The organism is Candidatus Riesia pediculischaeffi (assembly GCF_002073895.1).
Classification (GTDB): Bacteria; Pseudomonadota; Gammaproteobacteria; order Enterobacterales; family Enterobacteriaceae; genus Riesia; species Riesia pediculischaeffi.
Map to the genome: position 1 here is coordinate 317,253 of NZ_CP012839.1, position 20,065 is coordinate 337,317.

Annotated in this window: 14 protein-coding genes, 6 tRNA genes and 2 pseudogenes; 4 read left to right on the forward strand and 18 right to left on the reverse strand. The window is 32.8% G+C overall.

The annotated features are described in order from the left end of the window. Positions 1-55: 55 nt before the first annotated feature. The 7 genes and pseudogenes from rlmB to orn all read right to left on the reverse strand — a co-directional run bounded on the left by rlmB (position 56) and on the right by orn (position 6,954). The gene (gene rlmB, locus AOQ87_RS01530) at positions 56-808 is read right to left on the reverse strand and encodes a 23S rRNA (guanosine(2251)-2'-O)-methyltransferase RlmB (protein WP_080626572.1); all 753 of its coding nucleotides are present in this window, start codon (positions 806-808) and stop codon (positions 56-58) included. Positions 809-993: 185 nt separating this feature from the next. Next, entirely contained in the window at positions 994-2,289 is a 1,296-nt protein-coding gene (locus AOQ87_RS01535; RefSeq protein WP_039719824.1) for an adenylosuccinate synthase, read from the reverse strand. 124 nt (positions 2,290-2,413) lie between these two features. Beyond that, positions 2,414-3,386 (reverse strand): annotated as a pseudogene (gene hflC / locus AOQ87_RS01540) (protease modulator HflC). A gap of 7 nt (positions 3,387-3,393) precedes the next feature. Beyond that, positions 3,394-4,605, reverse strand: a complete 1,212-nt coding sequence (hflK, locus tag AOQ87_RS01545) for an FtsH protease activity modulator HflK (RefSeq protein WP_080626573.1) — start codon at positions 4,603-4,605, stop codon at positions 3,394-3,396. Positions 4,606-4,955: 350 nt separating this feature from the next. Continuing rightward, positions 4,956-5,885 (reverse strand): tRNA (adenosine(37)-N6)-dimethylallyltransferase MiaA, encoded by a 930-nt coding sequence (gene miaA / locus AOQ87_RS01550; RefSeq protein ID WP_080626695.1) that lies wholly within the window; start codon positions 5,883-5,885, stop codon positions 4,956-4,958. A gap of 395 nt (positions 5,886-6,280) precedes the next feature. Then, positions 6,281-6,352: transfer RNA gene (locus AOQ87_RS01555), tRNA-Gly, on the reverse strand. Between the two features lie 47 nt (positions 6,353-6,399). Continuing rightward, positions 6,400-6,954, reverse strand: a complete 555-nt coding sequence (gene orn / locus AOQ87_RS01560) for an oligoribonuclease (RefSeq protein ID WP_080626574.1) — start codon at positions 6,952-6,954, stop codon at positions 6,400-6,402. A 345-nt stretch (positions 6,955-7,299) separates the two neighbouring features. On the opposite strand from orn, the gene asd reads away from it, so the two are divergent. Then, positions 7,300-8,166 carry an archaetidylserine decarboxylase gene (asd, locus tag AOQ87_RS01565; RefSeq protein ID WP_185751028.1) on the forward strand — a complete coding sequence of 289 codons (867 nt, stop codon included), beginning with the start codon at positions 7,300-7,302 and terminating at the stop codon, positions 8,164-8,166. 107 nt (positions 8,167-8,273) lie between these two features. On the opposite strand, the gene AOQ87_RS01570 is transcribed toward asd, so the two are convergent. The 8 genes and pseudogenes from AOQ87_RS01570 to trxA form a co-directional block, all read right to left on the reverse strand. After that, positions 8,274-9,104, reverse strand: a complete 831-nt coding sequence (locus tag AOQ87_RS01570; protein WP_080626576.1) for a Cof-type HAD-IIB family hydrolase — start codon at positions 9,102-9,104, stop codon at positions 8,274-8,276. Between the two features lie 293 nt (positions 9,105-9,397). After that, positions 9,398-11,362, reverse strand: coding sequence for a UvrD-helicase domain-containing protein (locus tag AOQ87_RS01575; RefSeq protein ID WP_052471833.1), 1,965 nt, complete (start codon positions 11,360-11,362; stop codon positions 9,398-9,400). A gap of 115 nt (positions 11,363-11,477) precedes the next feature. Next, on the reverse strand, positions 11,478-12,317 hold the full coding sequence (gene dapF / locus AOQ87_RS01580) for a diaminopimelate epimerase (protein ID WP_185751029.1): 840 nt from the start codon (positions 12,315-12,317) through the stop codon (positions 11,478-11,480). A 342-nt stretch (positions 12,318-12,659) separates the two neighbouring features. Continuing rightward, a tRNA-Pro gene (locus AOQ87_RS01585) sits at positions 12,660-12,733 on the reverse strand. Positions 12,734-12,749: 16 nt separating this feature from the next. Continuing rightward, positions 12,750-12,822 (reverse strand) — tRNA-His (locus tag AOQ87_RS01590). A 19-nt stretch (positions 12,823-12,841) separates the two neighbouring features. Next, positions 12,842-12,915: transfer RNA gene (locus AOQ87_RS01595), tRNA-Arg, on the reverse strand. Between the two features lie 579 nt (positions 12,916-13,494). Next, positions 13,495-14,750: pseudogene (gene rho, locus AOQ87_RS01600) on the reverse strand (transcription termination factor Rho). Positions 14,751-15,024: 274 nt separating this feature from the next. Continuing rightward, complete coding sequence (gene trxA / locus AOQ87_RS01605) at positions 15,025-15,348, reverse strand: thioredoxin (protein ID WP_039719829.1); 324 nt, start codon at positions 15,346-15,348, stop codon at positions 15,025-15,027. A gap of 696 nt (positions 15,349-16,044) precedes the next feature. On the opposite strand from trxA, the gene AOQ87_RS01610 reads away from it, so the two are divergent. The 3 genes from AOQ87_RS01610 to gpmA all read left to right on the forward strand — a co-directional run bounded on the left by AOQ87_RS01610 (position 16,045) and on the right by gpmA (position 17,815). Beyond that, positions 16,045-16,117: transfer RNA gene (locus AOQ87_RS01610), tRNA-Trp, on the forward strand. Between the two features lie 162 nt (positions 16,118-16,279). Then, positions 16,280-16,870 carry a redoxin domain-containing protein gene (locus AOQ87_RS01615; protein WP_039719689.1) on the forward strand — a complete coding sequence of 197 codons (591 nt, stop codon included), beginning with the start codon at positions 16,280-16,282 and terminating at the stop codon, positions 16,868-16,870. Positions 16,871-17,137: 267 nt separating this feature from the next. Further along, on the forward strand, positions 17,138-17,815 hold the full coding sequence (gpmA, locus tag AOQ87_RS01620; RefSeq protein WP_080626578.1) for a 2,3-diphosphoglycerate-dependent phosphoglycerate mutase: 678 nt from the start codon (positions 17,138-17,140) through the stop codon (positions 17,813-17,815). A gap of 44 nt (positions 17,816-17,859) precedes the next feature. Here the strand turns inward: gpmA and AOQ87_RS01625 are convergent. The 3 genes from AOQ87_RS01625 to AOQ87_RS01635 all read right to left on the reverse strand — a co-directional run bounded on the left by AOQ87_RS01625 (position 17,860) and on the right by AOQ87_RS01635 (position 20,050). Next, positions 17,860-17,932: transfer RNA gene (locus AOQ87_RS01625), tRNA-Lys, on the reverse strand. 47 nt (positions 17,933-17,979) lie between these two features. Continuing rightward, positions 17,980-18,867: a succinate--CoA ligase subunit alpha gene (sucD, locus tag AOQ87_RS01630; RefSeq protein WP_080626579.1), complete on the reverse strand. Its 888-nt coding sequence runs from the start codon at positions 18,865-18,867 to the stop codon at positions 17,980-17,982. Next, positions 18,851-20,050 carry an ATP-grasp domain-containing protein gene (locus AOQ87_RS01635; RefSeq protein WP_080626580.1) on the reverse strand — a complete coding sequence of 400 codons (1,200 nt, stop codon included), beginning with the start codon at positions 20,048-20,050 and terminating at the stop codon, positions 18,851-18,853. The genes sucD and AOQ87_RS01635 overlap by 17 nt, the downstream gene beginning before the upstream one ends. Positions 20,051-20,065: the final 15 nt, after the last annotated feature.

Here is a 20,065-nt window from a genome sequence, read left to right on the forward strand (position 1 = left end):
ACCTTTTTTTAAGTTCTGAAGGATTCCATTAGACGATAACACGAACATGTGCAGACTATGGTGAACTATGGAGTATTATACTTCTTTGACGAGTAACTTCAAATAAAAATATTCCAGCTATCACGGAAACATTCAAGGAAGTTATCCGTTTTTGAGAAGGGACTTTGACCAAATCACAACAGTTCTTCTTGATCGAATCTCGAATACCCCTCCCTTCATTTCCAATGATTATCGCCATTTTTTTCTCATCAAACTTATAGTTGTATATATCTTGATCCGATCTCTCATCCGCCCCCAATATCTTTACATCATTTCTTCTCATGTTCTTTACAAATCTCTGTAGGTCCGTTCGAATGAATAGAATATCTTTTGAAGCTCCACAAGAAACTTTTTCAACCGTACTGTTTAATTTCGCAGATCGATATCTCGGAACTACTACCGCATCCACTCCGAAAAAATATGCAGTTCTTAGACAGGAACCTAAGTTTCTGACATCTGTGATTCTGTCCAATATCAAAAATAACGAACTCTTCTTGAGAGATACTTCATCTACTTCACTCTTCGAATTCTTACGTTTAATATGATCGATAACAGCGACAACACCTTGGTGGGAGGTAGAACTTGAGATTTGGTTCAAATGTTTTCTTCTTACCGGAAGTACTGTTATATTTCGAGACCTCAATGTTCTTTTGATGTTGAATATCCTGTCATTTTTGCTGTTTTCTGAGATATATACGATCTTAAAAGAAACGTCTCTGTCCATCAAATATGATTCGATCGTATGAATCCCACAAATTATCTTTTTCATAAAGGAAATTACCCTAAAAACTACGGATAGCACCGTTCACCCGTAATTTTATAAAAATATAGAAGTGTCATCTCAACATTTCACCTGTTACAGGTCATGAATATCTTTTGTAAACCATGTTATCGTATTCAGTACATCACGGATAAAATATGGTAGTTGTCGACAATACCCTCGTAAATAATCTATCAACAATAAAAAGGATTCTTGATGATTATTGAGTCCTCTCGAGAAGGTCCAGTGGAAATAATGTACACAGAAACTCCAGTTAGCTCCTCTATCCTGCGAACGTAACGTATCGCTTCTTCGGGAAGAAATCGATAATCACGGATTTTATAAACCTTTCCCTTCCAACCAGGAAGTATTTCATATACTGGTTCTATATCTTTCCAAGCTTCTAAGGAAGATGGAATCTTATCGATTTCTTTTCCTTCTCTATCTCGATAGGATGTACAGATTTTGATTCTTTCCATTCCATCCAAAACATCCAACTTCGTCAGACAAAAGCTTGAGATAGAATTACATTGTACGGACTTATTGATCATCACGACATCGATCCATCCTACTCTTCTCGGTCTTCCAGTTGTAGAACCGTACTCCATACCACGTTTTCTTAGCAATTCTCCTATTGAACCATGTAGTTCCGTCGGAAAAGGACCTGAACCTACTCTAGTTGAATAAGCTTTCATGACGCCCAATATGTGTCCCATACATCTTTTCGGTCCAATACCTGATCCTGAAGAAACACCTCCGGATGTTGTGTTAGAGGAAGTGACATACGGGTACGTTCCTTGATCGATATCCAACATCGTACCTTGAGCACCTTCATATATCACTGGTTCAAAATTATCGTGGGCTCTGTTCAATATCTCAGAAACATCTTCTATCATCTCTAGTATCACCTCAGAACAGGAGATGATTTCTTCCAAAGTTTCTTGATACCCGATGGATGAACTATGATAATAATGAATCAGCTGGAAATTATGAAAATCTATGATTTCTTTCAATCTTGCTTCAAAAGAAGTCATATGTAAGATGTCAGATAACTTCAATCCTCTTCTTGCAACTTTATCTTCATAGGCAGGACCGATTCCACGTAAAGTGGTTCCTATCTTACCTTTGCTAGCTTCTCTTGCTCTATCTATCGCTACGTGATGCGGTAAAATCAAGAAGCAAGATTCTGAAATTGCTAGACCGTTCTTAACGGAAATTCCATGAGATTGTAAGCATGTTAACTCTTTGATCAAAGATTTCACAGATATCATCACTCCGTTAGCGATAATATTCAACACCCCTTCGTGTAATATTCCAGAAGGAATCGTATGGAGGATTATTTTTTTTCTGTTCAAGATGACAGTATGTCCAGCGTTATCTCCTCCGTGATAACGTACAACATATTTAGAATATTTTGTCATTAGATCTACTATTTTACCTTTTCCTTCATCTCCCCATTGAACTCCTAATATCACAATACTGTTGTTCATTTTATCTTCACCATCATCGGATACTGATTTATGAAATACTCGATCCTGAAACGACGAGGAATCAACATTCTTCATCTCATCCATACCTACATGGATAAAAAGTTTCATAATATGCTTCGAGAAATCAATTTTTTACTACATTTGAAGATCTCATGTAACGAAAGAAATTAGAGTTCATTCCGAACACCAGAAGATTCTTCTGTTGTCTTTGTATGAAACTCTTTTCATAAGCTTTTAAACTCCGAAAAAACGAATAGAATTCTGGATCTTTATTAAAAGCTTGTGAATATAGCCTGGTTGCAATAGCATCTCCTTCTCCTCGTATCTTCAAAGAAGAGTATTCGGCAGATGCTAAGATCTCGGATACGGATTTATCAGATACAGCTCGAATCTTTAAAGCTTCTTCTTTCCCTTGAGAACGATGCCTTCTAGCAACAGATTCTCTTTCCGCTCTCATTCTTTGATATATAGCTTCAGAAACTTCAGATGGAAGTTCTATCCTTTTAATTCTCACATCGACCACCTTCACTCCTAAAAACGCCATGCTGTTTGAATTGACATCATTGTTCAAAACTTGATTGGATTCGTACATGAAACCGTTGGAGAAATCTCTCATCGCGATGGTTCCATAGTTTAATGAGTCCCTCACATCAACAGTCATCCTTCCCCTGGAATCCATGACGATACTCTTTACGTTCAATCTCGAACTCTGATCGTAGACGATCACTGAATTTCCTTTTCAACAAGGTCTCTGCTTGATCAATATCTCCTCCTGTAGCTACATAGTATTTGCTAAAATCGACCACTTTCCATTTAAGATAGGAATCTACTATGAGATCTTTGTTCTCCCTCGTAAGATATCTATCTGCTTGTACATCTACGGTTTGAATCCTAGAGTCCAACATCTTTACCTTCTCAATGAATGGAATCTTCAGATGAAACCCAGGTTCATATATGATCGGTTCTTTTCCATCTCTCAAGACCTTTCCAAATCTTAAAATAATCCCCCTCTCTATCTGGTGTACTACAAATATAGAATCGTATAGAAAAATAGAGACAACTAAAATAGTCGTAGAGCAAGCAAGAATTTTCTTCATCATGTTCTCATCTTCCTTTCCGATTGTTTTTTCGAATATGAACGTTTTCGGATGACGATTTCTTTATCCCTTCCGAAGAATCACCTTCTTCAAATTTTTGTTTAAAATCATCTTCTCCATGAGAGATCTCATTTCGTTTGAATCTGCGGTTCATGACTCCTTCTGGATCTTTTAAAAAAAAGTCAGATGGAATCAAAAAAGAATTATTTCTTTTATCATCAATCAAAATTTTTTGATTGTTACTAAATATTTTTTCCATAGTTTCGATATAGATTCTTTCTCTCGTCACGGAAGGAGAAGACTTATATTCAGGCAATATTTTAGAAAAACTTTCTATCTCCCCCTTCGCTTTTAATACTACACTTGTTTTATATGCTATTGCTTCTTCTATCATCTTCTTAGAGTTTCCATTAGCGATCGGTAACACCTCATTACGATAAGCTTGAGCTTCTCGAACAGTTTTCTGTTCCTCTTCTCTCGCTGCGATAACATCGTCAAAAGCCGCTTTCACAGCTTCTGGAGGACGAGCTGTTTGAAAGTTAACGTCTAAAATAGATATTCCCATCTCATATGGTCCGATGATGTTCTCTAACTCTTTTTTAGTTTCATCACGAATGGTCGCTCTTTGTACTGTCAAAACCTTTTCCATTTCAGATAAACCAATGATACCTCGGACAGCGCTATCTACAGCCTGTCTCAAACTATTTTCAGGATCGATGACATTGAATAGGTATTGCGTAGGATTGACTATTCTGTACTGTACGTTCATCTCTACTTGAATAACATTTTCATCTGAAGTCAACATCATACCGCTGGTAACTTGTTCTCGAACCCTTTCGATGTTGACCGGAATGATATTCTCAATGAGAGGGAACTTCCAGTTTAATCCTGGCTCTACCATACGATGATACTTTCCAAAAAGTAGCAAAACTCCCCTATCACTCTCCTTGATCGTATAAAAACCGCTAACTATCCATAAAATCAAAACGGTTCCAAAAAAAATCTTTGATAGATTACCGATCGAAAAATTACGTTTAATATTCCTATCTTTCTTTTGAAATTTTTTCATAAAATAAATCAGTTTGAAGAGTATATCTTTGACAATCAATTTTGCACCGATATTTCTTCCCCTTCTCTTACTCCATGGATCGTAATCATCCCGATTATTATAAGAAATACGAAAACACACACGCACGTTTTTTATTTTATCTATGATCATAAAATACGACCTACTAAGATTGAAAATAAATTCAATCATCTTTGCGTAAAGATTTATGTTTTGTTACACATTCTGACATGTTGATATAGAATCCAAACTACATCTTGTACAATACTATTGCTAAGGATACGCTCATCTTGAGAAACCTCAACAACAGGACATGAATATACGAAACAGCTCAAAGAAGAATCGCTTCTTAAAATTAATCCCATATTTATGAAAGATCCGTAATAATCTGATCGATTAAAATTTAATATAACGAGTGATCGTATATAATTCAAAACATAATTTTGAGGTAAGGAATATCGACAAGCAGATTAATTAAGAAACGTCTACCATTGTGGTGAGCGTCATGTATCTATAAAATATGCTATCTTTTCTAAGATTTTACTGTTTTCTCCAACATCAAATAATTTAACATTTTTCCAACTTTTTATCCAAGTCATTTGTTTCTTTGCAAGATTTTTCGTATCTCGTATACTTTCATATACCATCTTATCGTAATCAATTTTACCGCAAAGATATAACCACATTTGACGATATCCTATAGAACGAATAGATGGAAAACTATCGTCCAAATCTCCCCTGGAACACAAGAGACTAACTTCTTCCTCCAATCCCTTTTCCAACATTTTTAAAAATCTACCCTCGATACGACGGTGTAATCTAAACTTATCTCTTGGAAAAATCGCGATCTGAAGAACAAAGTATGGAAAACGATCAGACGTTCTAAACTCTTCAATATTCTTTCCAGAAATTAAAAAGACTTCCATCGCTCGTAACATCCTTTGAGAATCATTAAAATTGACCATCTTTTTTAATCTTGGATGTACTTTCTTAAGAAGAAAAAATGTCTTATGGATTCCAAATCTTCGTACAAGATTGTGCAAAAAACTTCTGACCTCTGGGTTCGTATTAGGAAGAGATGGATCCAACCCTCCGAGTAGAGTTCGGAAATATAACATGGTTCCTCCGATCAGTAACGGTATTCTTTCAAGTAAGATAGATCGTTCTATCTCCACGTTCGCATCTTTTTGAAAGTTTGATACTGAATAATATTTGGATGGATCAATGATATCGATGAGCTGATGAGGACAACTACGTAACTGATCGATAGTTGGTTTAGATGTTCCGATATCCAAACCTTTATATATCAGGCAAGAATCCACACTAATAACCCTAACAGGAAGAGAACGATTTAAGATCATCGCCAATTCTGTTTTACCACACGCGGTAGGACCCATGATAAAGATGATTTTTTTTTTTCGTAATTTTTTCATACTGATTATAACTGATCGCATTTCACGCAATTTGTCGGATATCGAAATCTCACCTATTAGGTGAATTCTTCGCAGTAAATCAAACGACAATCTATTTATTCATATCTTTGGAACAAATAGGACCTAATGAAATGGTCGTTTCTCCGTTCTAAAGTTTATATTAACGTTAAAACTTTTCTTTCAAGAGATCCCCAAGATAACAATCAAAGGTGAGCGAAATATTTGAGTATTTTATGAGATTTAATATATGCAAACATTCTTAACGATTGGATATTTTTTTAAATATCTACCTGTTTAAAGTAAAGACCAACGACCACATTACGATGCATCAGATGAACCGAAGTATATTGATCAAATATGATTGAACAATATCCACGCTTTATATGTCGCTCAATAGCGGGAAACGAGATTCGAACTCGCGACCCTAACCTTGGCAAGGTTATGCTCTACCTCTGAGCTATTCCCGCGACGGTCAAAAAAAAAACAATTTTGGTCAAAACGTGTACGCTGTTGATTATGAGTTAAAATCTCTTATGAAATGTTTTCGATAAAAAATCAACTCTCCGATGGAATGCTTCACATCTTGTAATGCTCTGTGAGAACTTCTTCTAAAGAAGCTCATCAATATATCCGGCTTCCATCTTTTCACAAGTTCTTTTATCGTGCTAACGTCTATGTGTCTATAATGAAAAAATCTTTCTAAATTTGGCATGTATTGGAATAAAAACTTACGATCTTGACTGATGCTATTTCCACACATAGGAGAAGAACCGGGATATGTCCATTTTTCTAAAAATCGAATCGTTTCATCTTCTGCTCTTCTTTCATTAAAAGAGCTACGTTTTGTCTCTTGGATCAGACCGTTTTTTGTATGAGTATTCCTATTCCACTCATCCATCTTCTCGATAAACTTTTCTTCTTGATGAATAGGAATGGAAGGACCTTCACACAAAATGTTAATCTGAGAATCCGTTATTACTGTCGCAATTTCTATAATTCTATCTTCTTTAGGATTCAATCCAGTCATTTCTAAATCGATCCAAATCAAGTTTTTTTTGCTTTGTAACATCTTATCTTTCCAATATTGTAATTAGTTCATTAGATAAACAGTGAAATAAAATTCTTATGATCACATTATATCTGATAAAACATAAAATAAATATAAAAATGTCTCCATTTTGAAAGAGAACGATTCGACTTTTTTTTCTGAAAGTTATAAAATTGTTATATAAAATTAATATATCAAGTTACTGACGAAAAAAGTTCACTATTTTAGACTATCATTTATCACCGTTTTTGATATGAATCCATGTGATATAAGCGTCCAATTTGTTCTATGGTCTATCTAGAAAGCAGAAACTTTAGGAGATATAATGAAAATGGGAAGATTTATACAAATATACTTGGTAAGTACATGTTTACAATTTTAACGAAAAGAAGAATCAGATCCTATTGTGCCCTTTTAAGAAAAAGGGCAACGGAAATCGTTTGTTTTCTTGCAAACCGTGAGATATTTTTTTTTACTCAATTTGCAATATTAATTTTTGTTAAACTTTATAAGATCGAAACGAAGAACTTGAAACATAGAAATTTATCCCATTACAAAACTTTCAACGATTTTTTTTCAAGAAAGTTAGAGAAGGATGCGAGAAAGATAATTAAAGATCATCATTTATCTTCTCCTGTAGATGGAACAATCAGTGAAGTTGGTACAATTCTGAAGAATAACAACGACCAACTCATTAAAACTAAAGGAAATTTATATAGCTTAAAGTTGCTTACATCACAAGATGAATTCTTTACAACGTCTTGTTTCGGATCTTTCGTAACAATTTATTTATCTCCAAGAGATTATCATCGAGTACATTCGGTTTCAGAATGTCTGTTAACCAAGTTGATATATGTTCCTGGGGAGTTGTTCTCAGTCAATCCTAAAAGATCCTCAGACACTTTTAAAATCTTTACAAAAAACGAAAGAATGGTATGTTTTTTTAAAACAGATTTTGGAAAAGTGATATTGATAATGGTTGGTTCTATTTTGGTCAACGGAATCGAAACTCGATGGAATAAAAATCTTAAAAGGAACAGAGAGGATCCAATATGGACGTTTGAAAATCAATTGATTCCAATTAAGAAAGGAGAAGAAATAGGATATTTCAGATTAGGTGGATCTACGGTGATTTGTCTACTTGAAAAAAACAGATTTTTTCTGAGAACTTCCCTAAGAAAAGGTTTAAAATTACAGGTTGGGGAAGTATTAGCTTATACGCAAACATCATGAAGATATTTTTTGAACGAAAAAGACGTTTTACAAATTGAATCTTTTAAAACCGCACAAAAAACTCTTTATGAAAGACCTGTTCTCTCCTATTAAACATGAGAGAGTGTTTAATACACGAAACTTTTTCTCAAGTAATGAGAAACGGATTCTTCTTCGTTCGATCCGATTATCTCTAGATCTGGTAAACTTTTGATCAACATTTCGTGAGAATTTTTCATCAGACATCCTTTTCCAACCATGCTCAGCATCTCATAATCGTTCATTCCATCACCGAACGCAATACAATCCTGTAACCCATATCCGAGCAAACTAGCGACTCTTTTAAGAGCATTTCCTTTAGATACAGCACCATCAATCACCTCTAAACAATTATTAAAAGAAAAGCTAACATTCAAGTCATCTCCCCATTTTTTTTTTATTTTTTTTTGGACAGACACAAGCAATTTTTGGTCGTTTCCTGTAAAATATATCTTACTAACGCCGTCAGTTGTAAACTGTTTTAGATCAAATATTCGATAGTTGAAAGAAGATTCCTGAAAGAAATTCCTCTGCTCTGGACTATCTCGGTTAACGAACCAATGGGAATTAGAATAGAAATGAGTTAAAATTTCTGGATTATTGAACTCCATCTTACATAAATCATAGACAATTTCCTTCCTAAGATCTTTTTTAAAGATGTTTCTTCCCGATCTATTATAGATCCTGGCTCCATTAGAAGTGATCATATAAGTGTTGATATCGATCTTGTCACAGATTCTCTTCACATCTACATAATGTCTCCCAGTAGCGAAGATTATATGAATACCTAATTTAAACAATATCTTCAATGTTTCTGCAGAATGGGGAAGTAAAGAATACTCTGGAGATAACAGGGTTCCATCAAGATCTAATGCGATAATGGAATATTTGTTCTCCTTTCTTTTATAATTGAGCGTCATTTTAAACTCTTATGTGCCATCCTAACAAATTGGTGATCTAACAAATCTTATTAAATACGGGCAATTTAGATGCAGAAAAATACAGTTTACTGAACGAGTATATGAAGAAGTACGATTGTTATATCGAACTTAAATATCTAACAATCAACATCTCTTGAACTACACATATTCATCTCAACGGTTAACGCAGTTGATATTAACCGAGCAAGGTATAAAATATTTTCAATCCGTTTCTCCTATAATTTATATGGATAGAACATTCTTTCGTCTTATCACACAATGTTGGAGCAGAGTCAATCGAGATTATCGAAATAGGCATATTTAACATATTTTCTAGGAATTTCAGAAATAAAACGAGAAGGTTCACTGTAATACATCTTTCTACCGCGATCTGAACGAGTTGAGACGCACGTAAGTACCAGTTTCTTCATTGCTCTAGTCAATCCGACGTAAGCTAACCTTCTTTCTTCCGCCATATCTGTATCTATCTCGTTTTTTGATGGAAAGATACCTTCTTCCATACCAGAGATGAAAACAACTGGAAACTCTAAACCCTTAGAGGCATGTATCGTCATGAGATTCACCGCGTCATGATCGTATTGATTTCTACTATTCTTCATATTATGTTCGGAAGATAGCACGAAATACGGAGGAAAAGGACGAAATATATCCTTGGAATCATCTTTCATCATTATATCCTCATAAAACTGTTTTATGAAATGAACTAAAGTAGAGATATTCTGAACTTTCATCCTAGAAATTTCATCTTTCTTTTTCCCATACATCTTCGACAAGCCGGACTTTTGAAACGTATAGTATACCTTTTCGCAGATTGGCATATCCTTACTTTCCTGATCCATCAGATCAATCAAATCTAGGAATCTTTTAATAGAAAACCTCAGATTTTTTCTAATCCGATTCGTGTTTAACAATCTTTTACAAGACTGCCACATATCTATTTCATATTTTTTCGAATTATCTCGGATAATTTTCATTGTTTTCTTGCCAATTCCTCTTGCTGGAGTATTAACGGCTATTTCGAACGATTCATCGTCTTTTCTATTGAACATCAAACGTAAATAGCTCATGGTTTCTTTCACTTCTTTTCTCTTAAAAAAACTGATATCTCCGTGTATATGATAAGGAATAGAATATTTGATCAGAGCTTCTTCAAGAAAGTAGGATTGTCTCTTTCTTCTATAAAGAATAGCACATTGATTAAATTTTCCACCGGATTTTTTCCAATCTATTATATTTTTTACAATATACCTGGATTCATCTGATTCATCATTTCCATAATAGATACAGATTGGTTCTCCTGGATTAGTGTCGGTCCATAATGTTTTTACAAACCTTTTTTTATTGCAGGAAATTAAAGCATTAGCTGACTGTAAAATGTTCTTTGTAGATCTATAATTTTGTTCTAAACGAACCACCATAGAATTCGGAAAATCTTTCAAAAAATAATTCATATTTTCAGGATTCGCACCTCTCCATCCATATATTGATTGATCATCATCTCCTACAATAGTCATTCCAACACTTTTTTGAAAGATCATTTTAATCCATTCATATTGTAACTTACTGGTATCTTGAAACTCATCAACGAGTACGTGGGTAAAACGTTTTTGATATATTCTCAAGATGTCTAAATTATTTGAAAATAATTCATAAGCCCTCAAAATCAACTCTGAAAAATCTACCAAACCCGAACGATCACATATTTTTTGATAAGCTAAATATATATTAAAGTAGTCTGTATCTGAAGAATCAATGCTATCTTTCTTTAGGATATCCTTGGGACGTATTCCTCTTTCTTTATTTTTATTGATGTAGTTCATTGATCTTCGTACAACACCGTTCTTCCTCTCATTGATATGAATATTCCTCATTGCTCTCCGAACAAAATATTTCTGATCTTCATTATCTAGAATTTGAAAGTTATGAGGTAGATTGACATCAGAATAATGAGTTCTTAAAAAACGATAAGCTAAACCATGAAATGTATCGATTATTAGCTTCTCTCGACACAAATCAAGGATATTGTTTACCCTATTTCTAATTTCTGAAACAGCTTTATTTGAAAATGTCAGAGTAAGAATAGAGTTAGAAGAAATGTAATTGTTTTGTAACAACCAAATTATTCTATGTACTAAAACCCTTGTCTTTCCACTACCAGCTCCTGCTAGAACCAACGTATTACCTCTCGATGGAGAAGTAACTACTTCCTTTTGTTTAGAATTTAAGTGTTCGATCATCTTTAAATTATTCAATATAAACAACGATACGTAGAATTTTATCAAAGATTCGATACAAGTGCAGAATATCCTTTATGAAGTTTTGTTTTGATTCTCGGTTTCAACTGACGTAAGATCACATTAAAATTGAACCTTCATACACATATTTTGCAGATCCTTTCATAAATATTGGACTATTTTTTCCGTTCCAATAAATTTTTAAGTATCCTCCTTTTGAACGGACCGATACTAAATTTTTCAGCAATCTATCCTTAATTCCAAAAGCAACAGCAGCACACGCACCGCTTCCACAAGATTTTGTTTCTCCAGAACCTCTTTCATGTACATTCAATAAAATTCTTTCATCATCGACGATGCTCATTAGACCAATGTTGATTCCTTCAAAAAATAACCTGTTTATCTTTGATAAAAAATTGATAAACTTCTTTTTCTTAACATCTTCACGTCTATTTGTCATATCAAAAATAATGTGAAGATTTCCTATCTCCACTAATTTAAATGAATCGATTTTATTGTTAGTGATTAATAGTTTATTTAACGATCTATTTTTTAAAGAGTCTAAAATTGGCTTCGAGTTAAATCTAGGAACTCCCATGTTAACTATGATCTCTTTTCCTCTCTTGCTGATAAGAGTAGTTATGATATGTCGTTTAGTATAAATAACGTGAAATAATCTTTTATCGATATTATAATAGATGTATTTAGCTAAACATCTGAAACCGTTTCCACATTGAAAAGCTTCAGTTCCATCAGAATTGAATATTTGACAATAAAAATCAAAATTAGGGATATGAGATTTTCTTAAAATCAACAACTGATCAAATCCTATTCCTGAAGTGCGATTTGCAAGTACTTTGATCGTGTCTAATTTCGGAAAAAACTTTTGATTGATCGCATTAACAATCATAAAATCATTACCTAATCCGTGCATCTTTGAAAAAAATATTCTCTTCATATTAAAAATCTCATTCATCTCTTGAGAGTTCTGAACAAAAATATCTTTTCTTGTTGTAAATATTCTAAATATATAAGATCAGAATAGTAGAATCAGGTTCAATGAAGTATAATATTCAACGTTCATCAGCAATCAATATAATAGAATGTTTACATTTCAATATCTCATGATTTTTATGAGGTATTTTCAATTCACAAGTGGTAAAAATGCTATGTAACTCGTTTCATTTATGAATTATTGAGATAATCATTGAATATGGAGTTAAAGGAACAAATTATCTTCTTCTAAATTCCTTCTGTAATCATTTCACCAGCAAAGATGATCCTTCCTTTTTTTTACAGATCGGCGAGAGAGGATTTGAACCTCCGACCCACTGGTCCCAAACCAGTTGCGCTACCAAACTGCGCCACTCGCCGTATTGTAAAGAAAAAGGGTGACTAGTGGGATTCGAACCCACGACTTCCGGAACCACAATCCGGGGCTCTTCCATCTAAGCTATAGTCACCAAAAGATATTTCGTTTCATGCGTCCGGTAGGATTCGAACCTACAACCTCTATTTTCGGAAAACAGTGCTCTATCCAATAGAGCTACGGACGCCCAATGATCACCGGTTCTATTCTGAGACATCCTTTATATAACTTAAAACTCTTTATCTTTGTACTAATAAATGCAAAAGTTTGATAACCAATTTCTTTGACTTTGAATGATTATAGCTCTTATCTATAGAATCATCTGTAGATGATAAAATAAGCTATATATGATAGAAAATTAGAAAGTATTTTTATGTAATGAGAATCTTTAGATATTTCATTAAAAATCATTTTGTTGACATATTTTATTCTCTATCACTGGAATTTATGATACATTGGATCATATTTTATTTCTATTTATGTTGTACTTTATCACACTTTATAAATTCAAACGTATCCATATCTTTACAGCAAGAAAATATATTTCAACATTTTTTAATTACATATCGAATATCTTACAATATCTTTTACTTTTGAAAATATCAAAGTCAAACAACTAATCGTCCAGCGATTTCTTGATTGTATGTTAACGATGTTAACTCTGTTACGTCAGAATATGAAATATAAAACACATCTAGGTAACTTTTGATACCTGTCATCAATGATATTAAAATCATCCGGTATGAAATGACTCTTTCGTATACTCTCAGGAACGTCTCATAAATTCAAAAAATTCATTGTTAGTCTTCATCATGGAAAGTTTATTTATCAGAAATTCCATCGCGTCAACTTCATCCATCGGATGAATAATTCTCCTTAAGATCCACATTTTCTGCAATTCACTTTTTGAAGTCAAAAGCTCTTCTCTTCTTGTTCCAGAACGGTTATAGTCTATCGCAGGAAATATTCTTTTTTCTGAAATTCTCCTAGATAAATGAAGTTCCATATTCCCAGTTCCTTTGAATTCTTCATAAATAACTTCATCCATCTTTGATCCTGTTTCCACCAAAGCTGTAGCGATTATTGTTAAACTACCACCTTCCTTTACGTTTCGAGCTGCTCCAAAGAACCGTTTTGGACGGTGTAAAGCGTTGGAATCAATTCCTCCAGTTAAGACTTTTCCAGAAGAAGGGATAACCGTATTGTAAGCTCTTGCTAGTCTGGTGATTGAATCTAATAGAATAATGACATCTTTTTTATGTTCGACTAGTCTCTTTGCTTTTTCAATAACCATTTCAGCAACTTGAACATGTCTAGAGGAAGGTTCATCAAAGGTGGAAGCTATAACTTCGCCTGTTACTAATCTTTGCATTTCTGTAACTTCTTCCGGACGTTCATCGATCAATAAGACGATTAATACGCAATTTGAATAATTGTTCTTAATACTTGAAGCAATATTTTGCAAAAGTATCGTTTTACCTGCTTTAGGAGGTGCTACAATTAAACCTCTTTGTCCTTTTCCGATCGGTGCAGCTAAATCTAAAACTCTTGCTGTCAAATCCTCGGAGGAACCATCTCCCTGTTCCATCCTAAGTCTAATATTCGCATGAAGTGGTGTAAGGTTTTCAAAAAGTATTTTATTTCTAGAATTTTCAGGTTTATCGAAGTTTACTTCATTTACTTTAAGTAACGCAAAATATCTTTCCCCCTCTTTTGGTGGTCTTATCTTTCCTGAAATGGTATCTCCAGTTCTTAAATTAAATCTATCTGACTTGGAGAAACATAAATATCATCTGGTCCAGCGAGATATGAACTATCAGAGGAGCGGAGAAAACCGAATCCATCTTGTAGAATTTCTAACACACCATTTCCAAAAATATCTTCCCCACTTTTTGCGTGTTGTTTTAATATTGAAAATATAATGTCTTGTTTTCTCATCCTAGCTAGATTTTCTAATCCTACCTTTTCTCCAAGAATGATCAATTCTGACACCAACTTGTTCTTTAATGTAGTAAGATTCATATACCTACTCTAATTTTTAAATATTTCATAAATCATTCACGAATTTTTAAAAGTTTGATTAGTTAGCTATATGTCATAAATTTTTTTGAAATTGATTATCTGATACAATTAATGAAAGATTTTACGATTGGTAAAAAATACTAATCAATTTCGAAAATTATATTTTAAAACAGCTTTTCATTTTATACTTCATATTGAAATTATTCAGTATAAAGAACATGGTCTATCTTTAGAATAAAGTTAAAATGAGACTAAATATTCAAACCGTTTAATATTAAATATTTCTTTTAATAAATTCTTCTAGCTTATTTAGTGAAATTGATCCGACTATTCTTTCTATTTCTTTTCCTTCTTTGAAGATTATCAAGGTAGGTACGCTACGAATATTATATTTAGAAGATACTTTAAAATTTTCTTCAACATTCAATTTTGCTATGAAGATTTTTTTTAAATATTCACTCTTTATACTTCGTATAGTACTGTTCATATTTTTGCAAGGAGTACACCAATCTGCCCAAAAGTCAACTAATATCGTATTACCAGTCTTAATATTTTCTTCGAAATTTAAATCAGATAAATTTAAAAAATTGTTGTTCATCTCTCTTATCAAGTTAGTTTTGATATAATAAATTTCTTCAATTATCATCAATTTTAAAGATAGTATCAACTTTCATATGGATCGATGTATAAGGATTTGTTCATATTAAAGTAATTTTTTACGTTTCACAATACATAATAATCGCAGCATGTGAAATTATCTTCGGTCTTTAAAAGATTACTTTAAAATCTTATTAGTTAAAAAAATGGTATGATATAAAATCCACATGAGGTAAAATTCGGAATTTTATACAGATAATATAACGTCTTATGAATATTTCAAAAATTTTTGATAGTTATTAAATTTTCCAGTAAGATTCAGAAAGGTGATTCCAATTAAATTTCATTCTTTTTGAAAGAAGATTATAAAAACTGTTATTTACGAGAATAATATCTAAAAAATCTACCTTTTTTTATCAAATAACGTTAAATAAAATAGATATAGGAATGTACTATAAATCATCAAATCGATCCTAATTCAGCAGATCCCAATGATAAATGTTCATCGAACTTCTTTAAAAGTTGAATAATTTTAGATTTGATCCTTAATAAGGATAATAGTTCATAAATAGAAATTCATGTAGATAGCATACATTAATTTTTTAAAGAATGTTTGTTATAATTTGTTGATAGTGTATGGTTTTCAATAAAAAAAGATGAACAGACGATACTTTAAGTATCTCAAAATGATACTCATAAGGGCGTAATTCAACTGGTAGAATATCGGTCTCCAAAACCGAAAGATGGGAGTTCAAATCTCTCCGCCCTTGTCTATAAAATATTCTAAAAATTGTCATTCGAGAATGAATAAATAAATTTAGCGCTAAATAAAACTTTTTAAAGAATCAAATTTTTTGAGCTTCTAAAGCCTTTACTATTTTTTTTATTAATATACAATACAATCTATTAATAACGTATGTAAGGAAATTCCTATGAATCTAATTAACACGAAGATCAAACCGTTCAAATGTTTATCTTTAAAAGAAGATAAATTTGTTGTCTTATCTGAAAAAGATATTCAAAAAAAATGGAGTATATTCTTTTTCTATCCTGCTGATTTCACTTTTGTTTGTCCAACCGAGTTAAAAGACTTATCCGATTGTTATGAAGATTTTAAGAAAATAGGAGCAGAAATATATTCTATCTCTACGGATACACATTTCTCACATAAAGTTTGGCATGATCAATCAGAAAGCATAAAACCAATTAAATATTACATGGTCAGTGATGTCAATTGGGAATTAACTAGAAATTTTCAAGTAATGCAATATTTTATAGATGATCAGAATCAGATTAAAGAAACCGGACTCTCTTCAAGAGCAACTTTTGTGATCGATCCGGAATGTATTATTCGATCCATAGAAATTATTGTTGATGGAGTTGGAAGAAGTTCAAAAGAATTGTTAAGAAAGGTTCAAGCTATTCAACATATCAAACGAAATCCACAAGAGGTCTGTCCTGCGAGATGGAAGAAAGGAGAATCAACTCTAAAAACTAATATTGATCTTGTAGGTAAACTTTAGGTATGCAAAGAATTTCATATATTTCATAAACATTGAGATAAATTTTTTAATTTGTACGGTATAACCTTTTACATAATTAATACAGTTTATTTATCTATGATAAAATAATTTTACCACCCAATTATTTTTGAAACATTTTCGAATACATTCCGCTTTTAAGGTTGTAACGAGTGAATTCTTTACGAAAATTATCTTTCTTAAAGATAAAAGAAAGTACTTTTTATTTAAATTTTGTAAAATTTTTATGTCTGAAGTGGAGAATATGAAATGTTTATTCAACTGGTTATTATAAGACATGGAAAAAGTCTTTGGAATCAACTCAATCGTTTTACTGGATGGGTTGACGTTCCTTTATCACAGGATGGATATTTAGAAGCAAGAAAAGCTGGAACAATTCTGAAAAGAAACCGAATTGTTTTCGATGTTGCTTATACTTCCCTGTTAAAGAGGGCAATTCATACTTTATGGGAAGTTTTAAAGGAAATTGATATGAGTTGGATACCAGTTTATAAGAGTTGGAAACTTAACGAAAGGCATTATGGTGCACTACAAGGTTTAAATAAAGAAGAGATCAGTAAAAAATATGGAAAAGATCAGGTTGAACTTTGGAGAAGAAGTTTCAAAGTCAAACCACCTATGTCTTCGGATCATCAAATCAATAAAGACATTCAGTATCATATGATGAATGAAGATCTTCCAAGATCAGAAAGTTTAGAGGATACCCTAAACAGGTTAGTTCCTTTTTGGAAAGAAGAAATTGAACCTAGGCTTAGAAAAAGAGAAAGGGTTTTGATAGTTGCCCATGGAAATTCTCTTAGAGCTTTAGCTAAATATCTGGAAAATATGAGCGAGGATGCTATATCGAAATTAAACATTCCCACCGCTAAACCGATTATATATGAATTTGACAGAAATGTTAACGTCATCAACAGATATTACCTATGAAAAATTTTTCATAGTTTTTTAATGGAAGTCCTTTCTAAAAATTATGGGTCGTACAGGACTCGAACCTGTGACCAATTGATTAAAAGTCAACTGCTCTACCAACTGAGCTAACGACCCGACAAACATCCTGATGAACTGTTTTATCGATAAATGTAATAAAAATCTTAACTTCCATTCGATCGATAAAAGACCGATCTGACCTCTTCTCCAATTCTAGAAATTCTTCGAACTACTTTAACACCCTGCGATTTAAGAATTTCTATTTTTTCCTCAACGTCTCTATCCTTATCTTCCAGAATCGCTCCAGCATGACCCATTTGTTGATCATGGGGAGCATATAAACCTGCAATATACGCTATCACTGGTTTTGTAACTTCTCTGCTAACATAAAAAGCAGCACTCTCTTCTCTGTCCCCTCCAATTTCTCCGATCATCAATATAGCCTCAGTTTGAGGATCATTCTCAAATAATCTTAACATACTTATAAAATCTGTACCAGAAATCATGTCTCCTCCGATTCCTACACAAGTTGACTGACCTAATCCAGATTTAGTGATCTGATCGACTGCTTCATACATCAAGGTTCCAGATCTAGAAACTATCCCAATTCCTCCTTTTCGATGGATGAAATGAGGTTGGATTCCTATCTTACATTTTCCTGGAGATATTACGCCAGGGGAATTTGGACCAATTAAGATCACCCCTTCTTTTTCACGTAATCTTTCCTTCACAATCATCATATCGAGAGTTGGAATTCCTTCTGTGATCACTATAATCAACTTAATCCCCGAATCGATCGACTCCAATATTGCTTCCTTACAAGAATACGAAGGAACATAAACGACCGATGTGTTCGCTTTTGTATGAAATACAGCTTCTTTGACGGTTTCAAAGATTGGTACACCGAAGTGATACGTTCCTCCCTTCCCTGGGACTACACCAGAAACTATCTTTGTACCATAATTGATATCGATCTTAGAATGAAAACTTCCACTTCTCCCCGTCAAACCTTGACAAACGACTCTCGTGTTTCTGTTAATTAAAATGGACATTTCTACCTTTTGTTAACAGAACTGACTTTTCAACCATCTCTTCAAGATTGTACATAATGGAAATATTACTTTTGAAGCAACTCTCTTTTAACATATTTATTCCATATTGATATCTATTCCCGGAGAATCGAACAAATATCTTTGGGATAGGTTTTCCACCAATTTTTTTCATAGATCTTAATAGAATTTGGGCGACAACATCGCATCTTATTATCCCTCCAAATACGTTCACAAGAACGACAATGACGCGATCTTGATTTAGTATTTTACAAAAATATTTTTCTACCTTAGATAAACTCGTGTTTCCACCTATATCCAAAAAATTTGCAGGGTGACCTCCATAAATCTTGATTAAATCCATCAATCCCATAGCCAATCCAGCTCCATTAGAGATACATCCGATGTTTCCATTCAAAGATACATAATTTGATGAGATACTGAGTTTATCAATAATATCTTCTAATGAATCGTTTTCGACGCTCAATATTTCCTTTTTAATCTCCTTTTCTCTGAAAAGGGCATTTTCATCAATTTTCGATTTTCCATCCAAACAAATTAGTTTTCCGTATCGATCGATCGCTATTGGATTGATTTCTATAAATAACAGATCTAGGGAAAAAAAAATTTCCAACAGATCGAAGAGAAATTTTGAAAAAGAAAGACTTATTTTCTGAATATTACATAATTTATCAACGTATCTTCTGATCGTATCTAATTTTAACCTTTTTATTAGATCGATCTCAAGTTTTTGAAAGTAATTTCTGTTCTTTTCATGATTTTTTTCAACTTCTATTCCGCCATAAAAAGAGAAAATCAGGATAATTCGATTTTTATTTTTATCTATTGACACGCTTACATACATCTCTTGTTGAACGTCGATGTATTCTTCAACCAATATACCAACTACTTTTTGTCCATCTATACCAGTCTTATCTGTAGCCAACTTCCTATTCATCCACCTTCTAAAAAAAAGTTCGGATTCCTGTATATTAGAAACAACCTTTACAGCACCTGATTTTCCTCTTCCACCAAACTGTATTTGACATTTTAAAACAAACTTCTGACCTTCGAAAAAACAAAATGCATCCCTGATTTCCTCGATAGTTCGACAAAAAAAATTTTTTGGAACTAAAAAACCATAATTAGAAAGCATCCTTTTGACTTGATACTCTTGCAGATACATATCTTACTCTTTATT